At 67.8% G+C, this 12,801-nt stretch carries 12 protein-coding genes; 4 read left to right on the top strand and 8 right to left on the bottom strand.

Translation table 11 applies throughout. The features are described from left to right. The 3 genes from VHB27_RS20100 to speB all read right to left on the bottom strand — a co-directional run. The coding region (locus VHB27_RS20100; RefSeq protein ID WP_325603889.1) for a hydantoinase/oxoprolinase family protein at positions 1-1,555 on the bottom strand (1,555 nt) is incomplete at its 3' end. After that, positions 1,542-3,296, bottom strand: a complete 1,755-nt coding sequence (locus VHB27_RS20095; RefSeq protein ID WP_325603887.1) for a hydantoinase B/oxoprolinase family protein — start codon at positions 3,294-3,296, stop codon at positions 1,542-1,544. The genes VHB27_RS20095 and VHB27_RS20100, both read right to left, overlap by 14 nt. Positions 3,297-3,351: 55 nt before the next feature. Continuing rightward, positions 3,352-4,353 (bottom strand): agmatinase, encoded by a 1,002-nt coding sequence (gene speB / locus VHB27_RS20090; RefSeq protein WP_325603885.1) that lies wholly within the window; start codon positions 4,351-4,353, stop codon positions 3,352-3,354. A 110-nt stretch (positions 4,354-4,463) separates the two neighbouring features. On the opposite strand from speB, the gene VHB27_RS20085 reads away from it, so the two are divergent. The 3 genes from VHB27_RS20085 to VHB27_RS20075 all read left to right on the top strand — a co-directional run bounded on the left by VHB27_RS20085 (position 4,464) and on the right by VHB27_RS20075 (position 8,406). Further along, a complete protein-coding gene (locus tag VHB27_RS20085; protein ID WP_325603882.1) occupies positions 4,464-6,005 on the top strand; it encodes a carboxylesterase/lipase family protein in 1,542 nt (513 codons plus the stop codon). Between the two features lie 71 nt (positions 6,006-6,076). Further along, positions 6,077-7,687: a GMC family oxidoreductase gene (locus tag VHB27_RS20080; RefSeq protein WP_325603880.1), complete on the top strand. Its 1,611-nt coding sequence runs from the start codon at positions 6,077-6,079 to the stop codon at positions 7,685-7,687. Further along, the gene (locus VHB27_RS20075) at positions 7,684-8,406 is read left to right on the top strand and encodes an aspartate/glutamate racemase family protein (protein ID WP_325603878.1); all 723 of its coding nucleotides are present in this window, start codon (positions 7,684-7,686) and stop codon (positions 8,404-8,406) included. The genes VHB27_RS20080 and VHB27_RS20075 overlap by 4 nt, the downstream gene beginning before the upstream one ends. A 163-nt stretch (positions 8,407-8,569) precedes the next feature. Here VHB27_RS20075 and VHB27_RS20070 read toward each other — a convergent pair whose 3' ends face one another. From VHB27_RS20070 to VHB27_RS20045, 5 genes are all read right to left on the bottom strand, one after another. After that, a complete protein-coding gene (locus VHB27_RS20070) occupies positions 8,570-9,067 on the bottom strand; it encodes a hypothetical protein (RefSeq protein ID WP_325603876.1) in 498 nt (165 codons plus the stop codon). 9 nt (positions 9,068-9,076) lie between these two features. Further along, complete coding sequence (locus tag VHB27_RS24745) at positions 9,077-9,382, bottom strand: general stress protein (protein ID WP_349255674.1); 306 nt, start codon at positions 9,380-9,382, stop codon at positions 9,077-9,079. Positions 9,383-9,570: 188 nt separating this feature from the next. Then, positions 9,571-10,053, bottom strand: coding sequence for a DNA starvation/stationary phase protection protein Dps (gene dps / locus VHB27_RS20055; RefSeq protein WP_325603874.1), 483 nt, complete (start codon positions 10,051-10,053; stop codon positions 9,571-9,573). An 82-nt stretch (positions 10,054-10,135) separates the two neighbouring features. After that, complete coding sequence (locus VHB27_RS20050) at positions 10,136-11,842, bottom strand: MFS transporter (RefSeq protein WP_325603871.1); 1,707 nt, start codon at positions 11,840-11,842, stop codon at positions 10,136-10,138. Further along, positions 11,842-12,366: a YceI family protein gene (locus VHB27_RS20045; RefSeq protein ID WP_325603869.1), complete on the bottom strand. Its 525-nt coding sequence runs from the start codon at positions 12,364-12,366 to the stop codon at positions 11,842-11,844. Before VHB27_RS20045 ends, VHB27_RS20050 begins: the two co-directional genes overlap by 1 nt. A 179-nt stretch (positions 12,367-12,545) precedes the next feature. On the opposite strand from VHB27_RS20045, the gene VHB27_RS20040 reads away from it, so the two are divergent. Further along, positions 12,546-12,801 (top strand): flavin reductase (locus VHB27_RS20040; protein ID WP_408904028.1); only part of this gene is annotated, 256 nt, incomplete at its 3' end.

Below are 12,801 nucleotides of genomic sequence, written 5' to 3'. Positions count from 1 at the left end.
CGAGTTCCGCGAAGACCGCTTCCAGTTCGGCTTCCTCAGGCTGCGCCGATCGCAGGACGGAGCGGCTGAACTCGGCGCGAAGCTGGGCGGCCATCAGGCCCTCGGCGCACAGCACGCCCGGCGCGGACGGGACCAGGACGGTGCCGATATCCAGCGCTTCGGCCAGCGCGCAGGCGTGCAGCGGACCGGCGCCGCCGAAGCCCATCAGGGCGAAGTCGCGCGGATCGTGCCCGCGCTCGACCGAGATGATCCGGATGGCGCCGATCATGTTGCCGTTGGCGATGGCCAGGATCCCCCGCGCCGCTTCATGCAGCGGCAGGCCCAGCGGTCCGGCGACATGCGTCTCGATCGCCGTCCGGGATCTCCCGGCGTCCAGCTTCATCCCGCCGCCCAGCAGGCTGCCGGGCAGATGGCCCAGCACCAGGTGCGCATCGGTGACCGTCGGCCGATCCCCGCCCAGCCCATAGCACGCGGGACCCGGCCGAGCGCCGGCGGACGCCGGGCCGACGATCCGGGCCCCGCGCTCGATCTGGGCCAAGGAGCCGCCTCCGGCGCCGATCGTCACCATGTCGACCATCGGCAAGGGCAGCGGCCATTCCCCTACGCGCCCGCGATGCGTCAGGTCGATCCGGCCGTCACGCATCAGGCAGATATCTGCGCTGGTGCCGCCGATATCGACGGTGATCAGGTTGCGGAACCCGGCCGCGGCGGCGGCATCCCGCGCGCCGATCACGCCGGCTGCCGGCCCCGACAGCGCCGTCACCGCCGGTGCCCGCCGGATCGCCCCCGCCCCGGCCACGCCGCCGTTCGACTGCATCAGCAGCAGCGGCGCCTTGATCCCCGCCCCGTTCAGTCTCTCCTGCAAGCGGGCGACATAGGTGGAGACGGCGGGCATGATCCGCGCGTTGAGGATCGTGGTGATGCTGCGCTCGAACTCGCGGACGACGGGCAGCACGTCGACCGAGGCGGTAACGGCCACCCCCGGCAGTTCGCCCCGCAGCCGTTCGGCGACCAAGCGTTCATGGGCGGGGTTCGAGAAGGAATGCAGCAGGCAGACCGCTACCGCCTCGGCCCCCAGATGGCGGCAGCGTTCGGCGACGGCGACGATGTCGGCGTCCTGGACCGGGCGCAGGACAGTGCCGTCGGCGGCGATCCGCTCATCCAACTCCAGCACCCGGCGCGGCGGCACGGGGCGTTGCGGCTTGATCCAGGCATACAGGTTGGCGGCGCGCGGGATGTCCTGCCGGCCGATCTCCACGACGTGGCGGAACCCCTTGGTGGCGACCAGGACGGTGTGTGCGCCCTTGCCCTCCAGGATCAGGTTGGTCGCCACCGTCGTCCCGTGCAGCACCCGCCCTACCTGGTCCGGCCGGGCATGGGCGGTATCGAGCACCATGCGCACGCCGGTCAGGAAACCCTCGGACGGGTCATGCGGCGTGCTGGGGGTCTTGGCGCGCAGCACGCGGGCGTTGGCGGGGTCGGCCAGGGTGATGTCGGTGAATGTGCCGCCGATATCGACGGCAATCACCAAGGGCGCGGCGTCAGGCGAGCGCATCGACATAGCCTCCCCGATGGAAGGCCTTGACCGAGGGCCGGTCGGCGCGGTGTGCGTCGGTCGCAGGCCGGTCCACCGTTTCGCCGCGGATCACCACGCCGTATTCCGCCAGCGCCGCCTCGGCCGACACGAACCCGTCCAGAACGTCCAGCAGCACCTGGTCGGCGGGGCGGTCATAGGGATGGCCGTACCCGCCGCCTCCGCCCGTGGACAGGCGCAGGATGTCGCCCCGGTGCAAGATGTTGCCGTCGGACAGGGGCTTCAGGCGTCGTTCCTGCGGCGTGCCGGGATTGACCACCGCGCTGCCGCTGCCGCCGTTCCTGCCGCCCGCCGTGCCCCAGGGCGGGTAATCGACGCTGTCGATGCGCATGGACAGCATCGCAGTCTCGGCCATGACCTCGTATTCCCGGACCAGGCCGCAGCCGCCGCGATAACGGCCGGGCCCGCCGCTGTCGCAATGGATGCCGTAGCCCAGCAGGCGGACGGGGTAGTTCAGCTCCAGGAACTCGACCGGGTAGTTTTCCTGTGCAACGAAATAGACCGCGTCCAGGCCGTCGGCGTCGGGGCGGGCGCCGTATCCGACGCCGACGCCGTCCGACATCAGGAAGGTGTGGCCCTGGTGGACGCCGCGCAGCAGGATGATGACATAGGCGGAATGAGATGCCGGCGCCTTGCCGCCGGCGACATTCACCAGCCCGTTCAGGGCCGCGAGCATGCGCATCATCGTCAATCCGCGCAGGCCCAGGGGCGCAGGAAAGCGCGGCGCCAGAAGGGATCCTTCGCGCAGCTTCACTTCGTCGATTGCCTGCGCCCCGCCGGCGTTGCAGACATGCGACGCATCGCCGCCGAGGAAGAACAGCCCCAGCGCGGTGCCCGGCATGTGGGGATTCATCAGGTAGTTCACCGGCCCCATAGCCTGGTCGTCGGTCGCCGTCGTATCGAGACTAAAACGGTCATCTGCCGAGCGGGTCATTGTCAGCCGCATCTTGAACGGGCCGTTGCCATGGCCGTCGGAGTCGATCGCATCGGTGAAACTATGGCTGCCGACGGGGAAGGTCTCGCGCAGGCTGTGACGCACATGGGTCTCGGTGCGTGCGAGCAACTGGCGGAAGGCGTCGGCGACGACCGGCGCACCGAAGCGTCGCAGGATTTCCGCCAGGCGGCGCACGCCCGTCTCCACGCTCGCCATCAACGCGCTGGTGTCGCCGCGGCTTTGTTCCGGAAAGCGGGAGTTGCGGTGGAAGAGGTTCAGCACCGCGTCGTTTGTTACGCCCGCATCGATCAGTTTCGTGGGCGGGACGATGATGCCTTCCTGGAAGATGTCGGTGGCGTCGGGACTGATCGATCCGGGACGCAGCCCGCCGATATCGGCGAAATGCGCCCAGCCCATGACGAAGGCGCTGAGGGCGCCGTCATGGAACACCGGCGCCAGGAACACCTGGTCGTTGCTGTGCGACACCGCGCCGCGGGAGGCGTAGCAGTCGCTGAACCAGTAGAGGTCGCCGTCCCGCATCGTCTCTGCCGGGAAGGCCGCGAACACCGGCGCGGTGACGTCGCCGAAGATCGGCACGTTGGAGCCGACGGCCAGCCGGCCGGCCGCGTCGAAGATCGCCGTGTAGAAATCCTTTTTCTCACGGATGAAGGCCGAGATGGCGGTGCGTTCCAGCAGCGCCTCCATCTCCGCCTGCGCTGCCCGCAGGGCGCCGCGGATGATCTCCAAGGTCACGGGGTCGCACGTCATGGCTGTCCTGGCATTCGTGTTGACAGGCAAGGAGGCCCGGCGTGCGGGCGGGCTGTCAAGGTGTGAAAGGTGGCCGAACCGGAGACGACCGCCGCCGTTCCCAAGCCTCGGCCAGCAGGCACAGGATCTCGAACAGGATCGACGCACCGTTGAACGCGGTGATCGTGCCTGTGTCGAACGGCGGCGCGACCTCCACCAGGTCGCCGCCTACGAAGTCGATCCCCCGCAGCGCGCGCAGCAGGCGCAGCGCCTGCAAGACGGTGATGCCGCCCGCCTCGGGCGTACCGGTGCCAGGCGCTTCGGCGGGGTCCAGGCTGTCGATGTCATAGGACAGGTAGACCGGTCCTGAACCCACCACCCGGCGCGCTTCCTCCGCCGCGTACTGCCAGCCCTTGTCGTCGAATTCGTCCATGCCGAGGACGCGCATGCCGCTGCGCTGGGAGAAACCCCAAAGGTCCGGATCGTTGGTGGTGCCCCGTATCCCGATCTGCACCACTCGTTTCGGATCCAACAATCCTTCTTCCACCGCTCGGCGGAACGGTGCGCCGTGATGGAAGCGCGACCCCATGTAGTCGTCGCCGGTGTCGCAATGCGCGTCGATATGCACCATGCCCACCGGCGCCTTCGCGGCGACCGCCCGCAGGATCGGCAGCGTCACGGAATGATCGCCGCCGACCGACAGCGGCACCACGCCGCCAGCCACGACTTGATTGTAGAAGGCGGTGATCTCGTTATGCGCGCCGACCAGCTCGTAAGGGTGCTCGATCCAGCAATCGCCCAGGTCGCGCACCCTGGCCGTGGCAAAGGGGCGCACGCCGGTGGCGCTGCTGATCCGGCGCAGCAGCGACGACTGTTCGCGCACAGCCCGCGGCCCGTGTCGCGTCCCGCTGCGATTGGTCACGCCGCCATCAAACGGCACGCCGATGATGCCGATATCGGCATCGCCGACGGAATCAGTCGCCGGCGCGCGAAAGAACGTCGCGATGCCGGTATAGCGAGGCAATGCCTGAGGATCGTTGAAATCGGCGTAGGTACCAGGCTGCTTGATCATCATCATGCTCCGAGTCGCCCGCGATCCGGGAAATTCTACCCCCTTGCCCGCCTGTCCCGAAATGACAAACGATCCCGCCGGGACTACTGATTTGGAAACCGCAGGGAGCGCAGCACATGGCCCATATCGTCCAGACCGCCGCCGGCCGTGTCCAGGGAACGGACTTCGAGGGCGTCCTCGCCTTCAGGACCATCCCCTATGCCGCCCCGACGGGTGGGGCCAACCGCTTCCTGCCGCCGCAGCCCCTCCCCCGCTGGTCCGACGTGCTGGACTGCACCGAATTCCGCGGCAAGGCGCCCCAGGCCGGGATCGCTCCGCCGCCGCGGCCGGAGCTGGCGGAGTTCTCCGGCAAGCCGGACCCGTCGCCCGAGACCGAGGACTGCCTGACCCTGAACGTCTGGACCCCGTCCGTCGACGCGGCGCACCGCCCGGTCATGGTGTGGTTCCACGGCGGCGCGTTCAGTTGGGGCAACGCCAACGCGCCACGCGTCTGGGGGCATCGGTTGGCGCACAAGCACGATGTGGTGGTCGTGACGGTCAACCAGCGGCTGAACATATTCGGGCATCTCGACCTGTCCGCCATCGGCGGCGAGGCATATCGCCACAGCGGCAATGCCGGGACGCTCGACATGGTCGCCGCCCTCGAGTGGATCCGCGACAACATCGTCCGGTTTGGCGGCGACCCGGGGAATGTCACGATCTTCGGCGAGTCGGGCGGCGGCGCGAAAGTCTGCGTGCTGCTGACGATGCCCCGAGCGGTGGGGCTGTTTCATCGGGGGATCGTGCAGTCGGGGGCCGTGGTGCGGCTGCGGACGCCGGAGCGCGCGCAGGCGCTGACCAGCCATGTGATGCGCCAGTTGGGCGCCAGGTCGGTCGTGGATTTGCAGGCCGTTCCCGTCTCCGACCTGCTTGCCGCCATCAAGCCGGCCGAGGCGGCGCTGGGTACCTCGCCCTATCCGCTGTTCGACCGCTATGCGTTCGGCCCGGTGGTCGACGGCGACATCGTGCCGGCGCATCCGTTCGACCCGGCCGCGTCCAGCATCCAGCCGGACGTCCCGATCATCATCGGCGACATGAAGCAGGAGACGGCGAGCTACCTGGCGCCGGTCGACGCGGTCTGGAACCGTACGCTGACGCGCGAGCAGATGCTGGAGCGCCTGGCGCCGATCACCGGAGACCAGACCGGGCGGGTGGTCGAGCTGTACGACCGGCTTTTCCCCGGCCTGAACCCGTCGGAGGAACTGATCGCCATCACCAGCGACAGCAATTTCCGCATCCGCTCCTGGGTCGTGGCGCAGCGCCGTGCGGCGTTGGAGCGTGGCAAGGTGTGGATGTATTCGTTCGAATGGGAAACGCCGGTGTTCGACGGCCGCCTCGGCGCGCCGCATGCGATGGATGTGCCGTTCACCTTCAACACGCTGGACCTGACCAACGCCACGGGCGGGGCGCACGAAGCCGAGGCGCTGTCGGAAACGATGGCCGCGCTGTGGTGCGAGTTTGCCAGGATCGGCCGGCCGGAACATCCGTCGGTCCCCACCTGGCCAGCCTATGACGTGATGGAGCGGGCGACGCTGGTGCTGGATCGCGACTGCCGTATCGAGCGCGATCCCAGGGCCGAGGCGCGGCTTTTGTGGCAGGAGATCACAGGCGCAGCGTAGGCGGCATCGCGGGTTGACCCCGCCGGAACGCGGCTGTTTCCTCTCGGAAACACAACGGGGAAACCAGATCGATGATCGAAGCCGACTACGTCGTGGTGGGGGCCGGTTCGGCCGGCTGCGTCGTCGCCGCGCGCCTGAGCGAAACGGGCGCCAAGGTGCTGCTGCTGGAGGCCGGGCCGAAGGACTCGCTGCTGTGGATCCATATCCCGGCTGGCATCCTGAAGCTGCTCTACCACCCGGTGGTCAACTGGAACTACGCCGCTGCCGGTCCGGAGGAGCGCTCCATCCACTGGCCGCGCGGCAAGACGCTGGGCGGGTCCAGTTCGATCAACGGCATGCTGTATGTCCGCGGCAATCCGGCGGATTTCGACGGCTGGGCACAGATGGGCTGCCGCGGCTGGAGCTTCGAGGACGTGCTGCCCTATTTCCGCAAGTCCGAGGACTACAAGCAGGGCGCAGACCCGGAATACCGCGGCAAGGGGGGCCCTCTGAAGGTCGAGGACTACCGCACCATCCTGCCGCTGACGCATCACTTCATCCAGGCCGCTCAGCAGGCCGGCTACAAGCTCAGCAAGGACCTCAACGGGCGCGAGCAGGAGGGTGTCGGCTACTCGCAGATGACCCGCCGCGGCCGCTGGCGCGGCTCGACCGCCCAGACCTTCCTGCGCGAGGCGCGCGCCCGCCAGAACCTGCGCGTCGAGACCGAGGCGCTGGCGTCGCGGCTGGTGTTCGACGGCAAGCGCTGCGTGGGGGTGACATTCCGCCAGCACGGCCAGGAGGTCGAGGCACGGGCGCATAAGGAGGTGGTGCTCTGCGGCGGCGCCATCAACTCGCCCCACCTGCTGCAGATTTCCGGCGTGGGACCGGCGGAGCACCTGCAGTCGATCGGCGTGCCGGTCGTGCACGACCTGCGCGGCGTCGGCGCCAACCTGCAGGACCATTACGTGACGCGGGTGTCGCATCGCGTGCGGGGCGAGATCTCCATCAACAAGCTGGCGCGCGGGCTGCGCATGGCGCGGGAGGCACTGCGGTTCTTCACCGTCGGCAACGGCGCGTTGACCTTCGGGGTGACGACGGCGCAGGTGTTCACCCGGTCCTCGCCGGAAAAGGCCAGTCCGGACCTGCAGCTCCTGTTCACGCCGGCGAGCTATGACCCCAGCAAGTTCGGCGCGCTGGAGCAAGAGGACGGGATGACCGTCGCCGTCTGTCCGGTGCGCCCGGACAGTCGCGGCACGATCATGGCGCGCAGCGCCGACCCGGCGGAGAAAGCGGTCATCACGCCGAACTACCTGTCGGACCCCGCCGATATCCGCGTGCTGACCGCCGGGATGCGATTCAGCCGCCAGATCTTCGCGCAGCCGGCCATCGCGCGATACAGCGCGTTCGAGACGCTGCCGGGCAAGGACGTCGAAAGCGACGACGGGTTCCTGGATTATGCACGCAAGTTCGGCACCACCATCTATCATCCTGTCGGGACATGCCGTATGGGCGATGGACCGTCCGCGGTGGTCGATTCCCGACTGCGCGTGCATGGGCTGGAAGGGTTGCGGGTGATCGACGCCTCGGTCATGCCGACGCTGACGACCGGCAATACCAACGCCCCCACCATCATGATCGGAGAGAAAGGCGCTGCCATGATCCGGGAAGACAACGGACTGAGAGCTGAAGGGGTGGCGGCATGAGCACGGTCGCGGCAGGCGGGAAGTCGATCTACGGGGCGCCCTTGGGCATCCTGATGCTGGAGACGCGGTTCGCCCGCATCCCCGGCGACATGGGCAATGCCGGGACCTGGCCGTTCCCCGTGCTGTTCCGCGTGGTGAAGGGCGCCGATCCCAAGCGCGTGGTGTTGAACCAGGCGGCGGGGCTGTTGCCGAACTTCATCGAGGCGGCGCAGGAGTTGGTGCATCTGGGCGCCGAGGCGATCACCACCAATTGCGGGTTCCTGTCCTTGTTTCAAAAGGAACTGGCGGAGGCTGTGGGCGTGCCTGTGGCGACCAGTTCCTTGATCCAGGTCCCCTGGGTGCAGGCGACGCTGCCGCCGGGGAAGCGCGTCGGGGTGGTGACGGTCTCAGGCAAGTCGCTGACGCCCCGGCACCTGGAGGCCGCGGGAGCGCCGGTGGACACGCCGTTCATCGGCACCGAGGACGGGCGTGAATTCTTCCGGGTGCTGATCATGGGGGAGAAGGACGACCTGGACGTCTCGCTGGCGGAACAGGATATCCTGGACGCCGGCCGGCGGCTGCTGCGGGCGCATCCCGAGATCGGCGCGCTGGTGCTGGAATGCACCAATATGCCGCCCTACGCGAAGGCGCTGCAGGCGGCGCTGGGCGTACCGGTCTACGATATCTACTCGCTGATCACCTGGTGGCACGCCGGGTTGCGGCCGCGGGGGTTTGCGTAAAGGGAGCCCGCAAGGGGGTCTGCGGCGTTCCGCTGTTCTGCCGACCGCCAGCGTCGCACGGAGGCGTCCGTCCGGAGGAGCACGAAGCACCCATCTCCGTGCGAAGCCGACATGGTGCCCCGGCCCGCTATATTCTGCCCCCCCTGTCAGGGGTCCGTGAACTCTACTCGAAGGTTTCGACCTCCGTAGCGCCGGCGGCGCGCAGGATGTCGGATGCCTTCGTCTGCTGGGCTGCGGTCGGCGTGCGCACCGCGAGAACCAGGCGTCCGTGCTCCGCGCGGTCGTCGCGACTTGCCTGCTCTTTCGCCTCCGCGAATTCCTGGGCGGCATAGGCCGCGCCGCCCGCCGCGCCGCCTGCTGCCACGGCGGCCACTGCCGCCGGTGCAGCCGCGCCGCCGGTCGCGACGGTGATCCCCGCAGCCGCCAGCGCCGCTGCCGTCGCCGCCGTGCTGGAGCGCAAGGTCCTTAGCTGCTGTGCATCCAGGTCCGTATCGGCGGGCGGTAACGCCGTGTCCGTCGGCAATGTCATGTCCGCCCGGTCAAAGCCGGAAACGGACAAGCGGCGAACCGCGTCCTGCATGTCCTCCGACCGGGCGAACGCGCCCCGCACCTCGCGAAAGCCGTGTGCGGGCGCCGTCTTTGGCGATGCTGCTGCGTTCATGATGCGACCTCAGTGATGGGTTCGACCGCTTTCGCTGCGGTCATGTGTCCCGGCGTCCGAGTGGGTCGCCTGACCGCCCCTGCGGCCGGCTTCGGCTGCCTTTTCGCGGTCCTGGGCGAAATTTCCGGGGTTGTTTCCGGCCCCGCCGCCGCCATGGCTGTTCTGACCGCCCTTGCGGCCGGCTTCCACCGCACGCTCGCGGTTGTTGGCGAAATTCCCGCCACTGTGCTGACCGCCGATATGCCCGGCGCGTGACGCTTTCTCGCGATCCTCGGCGAAGTTGCCCGGATTGCCTGTGTGGCGTGCTTCGGCCATTTGCGTCCTCCTCCGTCGCTTTGCGGATCGTTGAATGCGATACGGAGTCAACGGCGACAGAACGAAGCCGTTTGTTCAAACTTTCTGTGAGACTATCGAGGAATTTTTAATTTCAGGTGCGACCGCCGCTTCGCTGCCCGGTCGCGGCGGACGGCTGGTGCGGTGTCCAGCCGTCCGATTTCAAGACCTTACGGCGTGACGTGCGCTTCGAGAAACCACAATGCCTTGTCCAGGCCGCGCGACACGCCGGTAAAGATATCGGCGGTATCGGCGTCACCTGCCTCGGCCGACTGGTCAATGCACTTGCGCACCCTGTTGGCAGTATCGCCAAACCGTTCGATCAACGCATGCAGATGATCGGGGATCGAGGAAATGTCCGTCGGATACGGCGGCAGCGACGTCGCTTTCGCGACCACCTGCGTCGTCCCCAGCGCCGTGCCGCCCAACTGCACCACCCGCTCCGCCATCGTGTCCACGTGGTCGTCCAGCTCGGTCCGGAACGTATCGAGCATCTCGTGGATCGCGATGAACTGCTTGCCGCGCAGGTTCCAATGAGCCTGCTTGGTCACCAGCGCAAGGTCGATACAGTCGGCAACCCGAGCGTTGAGGAGGTCGATGGCGACGGATTTGGCGTTGGACGCGAGGTCGTTCCGTGTCTCGTGCCGTTTCATGCTGCACTCCTGCCGATGTTCGAAATTCTGCGGGTTACAGATAGGGTGAGCGCCCCAGGCGGGGGGACGGATCACGACTTTGTCAACCGCTTGGCGCCGCGCCCGGGGCAGGCATCCCGCCGAACGAGGTAATGGCACGATCAACCGGCACTTTCGGGGACGGCGGCCCCTGGTTGCGATGCAGGTATTCCTGCGGGTCGACGGCCAAATAGCGGGTCGGGCGATGCACTTCGTGCTGGTAGACCGCGAGTTCTGCCAGCAGTCGCTTGTCGTCCTCGGTCAGGCGGATCGTCTCCCGCAGATGATCCGTCCAGCTTTCCATCGACCAGACCTCGACCCAGCCCTCGGGGTGGGCGACGTCTTCATAGACTTGCCAGAATACGGCGCCGGCGCGGCCGCGGACGTGGTGTACCTCATTCATCAGGCGCAGGAAGGCCGGCCGCTGTTCGGGGGCAACGCGGTAATAGGCCATCTCCATCAGCTTGCCCCGAGCGTTGCGCAGCAGCGGTACGAATTCCGGGGCCGGCGCTTCGGGGAGCGGCGCCTTGAAGGGTTCGTCCTCCAGCGCCGCCGCGGTTGGGCGCGCGATGGTTTCGATGCTGAAGAAATGCGCGATGCCCATCAACACGAGGCCGATCGCCGAGGCGGTCAGGAACGTGTGCGGCAACCCGATGAGGTCGCCCAGAAAACCCCAGCCAAAGGACCCGATGGTCAGCGCCCCGTTCTGCGCGAGTTGGTAGATCGACAGCGCCCGGCCGCGGACCCAGGGCGGGCAGACCAGTTGTGCCGCCGCCTGGATCGTCGCGAAGGCCGAGGTCCAGCCCAACCCGAACACCAGCATCCCCAGCGCCGCCGGGAGCCAGTGCGAGGAAACCGCCACCACCGCCATGCCGGCGCAGGAGAGTACCGTGCAGCCCACCACGATCTGGCCGCGCGACAGGAACCGCCGCGCCGTCGGCAGCAGCAGGCCCGAGGTCACGCCGCCGATGCCCATCATGCCCAGGATGACGCCATACATCCCTGGTCCCAGCGCCAGGTCGCGCCGGACATAGAGCGGCAGCAGCGCCCAGGGCGCCGAGGACGGAATCGCATAGCACGTCGTCCGCACCATCGCCGCCTGCACCGCCGGCGTGTTCCGCACAAAGCGCATGCCGGCCCGCATGGCGGAGATGAAGTGCTCACGCGGCACGCCGGTGAAGTGCCTGCCACGCTGCCAGGAGAACAGGGCCGAGATCAACGCGATGATCGAGACGGCGTAGAGGCTGAAGGTCAGGCTCGACCCGCCCAGCACGATCAGGAACCCCGCCAGCGCCGGTCCCACCGCTCGGGTCAGGTTGTAGCCGATGCCGTTCAGGGCGATCGCCTGCACCATGTCCTCGCGCGGCACAAGTTCCGGGACGATGGCGTTCCAAGCGGGGTTGGTCAGCGCCGATCCGATGCCGATGGCAAAGGTCAGGCCCAGCAGCCAGGCCGCTGACATCACGTGGAACAGGGTCAGGATCGCGAGCAGGCAGGCGGCCAGGAACGTCCAGACCTGCGCGCCGATCAGGAAGACGCGGCGGTCGACGATGTCGGCCATCGCCCCGCCCGGCAGCGCCAGCAGGAAGACCGGCATGATCGTCGCCGCCTGCACCATCGCCACGATGATCGGGCTGGGGGCCAACGAGGTCATCAGCCATCCCGCGCCGGTGTTCTGCAGCCATGTGCCGAGCCAGCCGACGACCGTGGCGAGCCAGAGGCCACGGAAGGTGGCGTGGCGGAGCGGTACGAGGGCGGCGGGCAGGCGCATCAGGCATGCTCCCCCGGTGCGGGCAGTTCGACCCGGATCCGGATCGTACGTCCGACCCGGAACGGTTCGGCGGTCATGCCCCATTCCGATCGCCGCAGCCGCCCCGTCGCGGTCAGCCTGCCCTTCGACTGGCGGAGTTCGAGGTCGAACGGATGGGTCTGGCCGTGGAGGTCCAGCGTGCCGGACACCGTCCGGTCCGTGCAGGCGCCGGAAAACGCCATTGCCGGGAAATGGGCGACATCCATGAAGTCTGGCCCGGTCACCCGGTCGGTGATCGATTGAGAGGACATCCGCAGGCTCGACGGATCGATCTCCAGCATGACCTGGCATTTCCCCGGTTGTTGCTGATCGTACTGCATCACACCATGGAACCGGGTGAATTTTCCATCAAAGGGAAGGAACCCGAGGCCATAGGCGCGGATCGACACCTCGGTCGACGGCGGGTGCAGGTCCAGTTCGGCCGCCGAAGCGGGTGTGGGAAGAACGGGTGCGCAGAGAAGCAGCAGAAGGACGATCAGACGCATGGCGAACCGTTGCGGTGCAACAAAGGCAATTTCGTGGTCAATCCGATCCCCATGCAAGGAAAGACTCCAACTCCTGTCGCGATCTGGCCACATGCCCGGGCCTGGGGCATAGTTCCCTCTATCAGATGAGGAAGGATGCCACAGCCGTGCCGGTGGAAAAGCAAGCGTATCGAGAGGCCATGGCGCGCTTGGGCGCGGCGGTCAACGTCATCACGACGGACGGTCCGGCTGGCCGCGCCGGGTTCACTGCCAGCGCCGTCACCAGCGTAACGGACACGCCGCCGACGCTGCTGGTCTGCGCCAACCGAACCAACGACTCCTATCCCGCGATGCGGGCAAACGGCGTGCTGTGCGTCAACACGCTGACGCCGGCACAGGAAGGCCTGTCTCCGGTCTTCGCGGGGATGACCCAGCACAAGATGAATGAACGGTTCG

Origin of the sequence: Rhodopila sp. (genome assembly GCF_035548235.1) — a bacterium.
Lineage (GTDB): Bacteria > Pseudomonadota > Alphaproteobacteria > Acetobacterales > Acetobacteraceae > Rhodopila.
The sequence above is the reverse complement of the archived record's forward strand: the minus strand, read 5'-3'. Positions and strand labels throughout refer to the sequence as shown.

Excerpts from the sequence above, each read along its gene's own strand:
- VHB27_RS20080 (WP_325603880.1), top strand. The coding sequence starts at position 6,077 with ATGATCGAAGCCGACTACGTCGTGGTGGGGGCCGGTTCGGCCGGCTGC.
- dps (WP_325603874.1), bottom strand. The coding sequence starts at position 10,053 with ATGAAACGGCACGAGACACGGAACGACCTCGCGTCCAACGCCAAATCC.
- VHB27_RS20095 (WP_325603887.1), bottom strand. The coding sequence starts at position 3,296 with ATGACGTGCGACCCCGTGACCTTGGAGATCATCCGCGGCGCCCTGCGG.
- VHB27_RS20045 (WP_325603869.1), bottom strand. The coding sequence starts at position 12,366 with ATGCGTCTGATCGTCCTTCTGCTGCTTCTCTGCGCACCCGTTCTTCCC.
- VHB27_RS24745 (WP_349255674.1), bottom strand. The coding sequence starts at position 9,382 with ATGGCCGAAGCACGCCACACAGGCAATCCGGGCAACTTCGCCGAGGAT.
- VHB27_RS20050 (WP_325603871.1), bottom strand. The coding sequence starts at position 11,842 with ATGCGCCTGCCCGCCGCCCTCGTACCGCTCCGCCACGCCACCTTCCGT.
- VHB27_RS20085 (WP_325603882.1), top strand. The coding sequence starts at position 4,464 with ATGGCCCATATCGTCCAGACCGCCGCCGGCCGTGTCCAGGGAACGGAC.
- VHB27_RS20075 (WP_325603878.1), top strand. The coding sequence starts at position 7,684 with ATGAGCACGGTCGCGGCAGGCGGGAAGTCGATCTACGGGGCGCCCTTG.
- VHB27_RS20070 (WP_325603876.1), bottom strand. The coding sequence starts at position 9,067 with ATGAACGCAGCAGCATCGCCAAAGACGGCGCCCGCACACGGCTTTCGC.
- speB (WP_325603885.1), bottom strand. The coding sequence starts at position 4,353 with ATGATGATGATCAAGCAGCCTGGTACCTACGCCGATTTCAACGATCCT.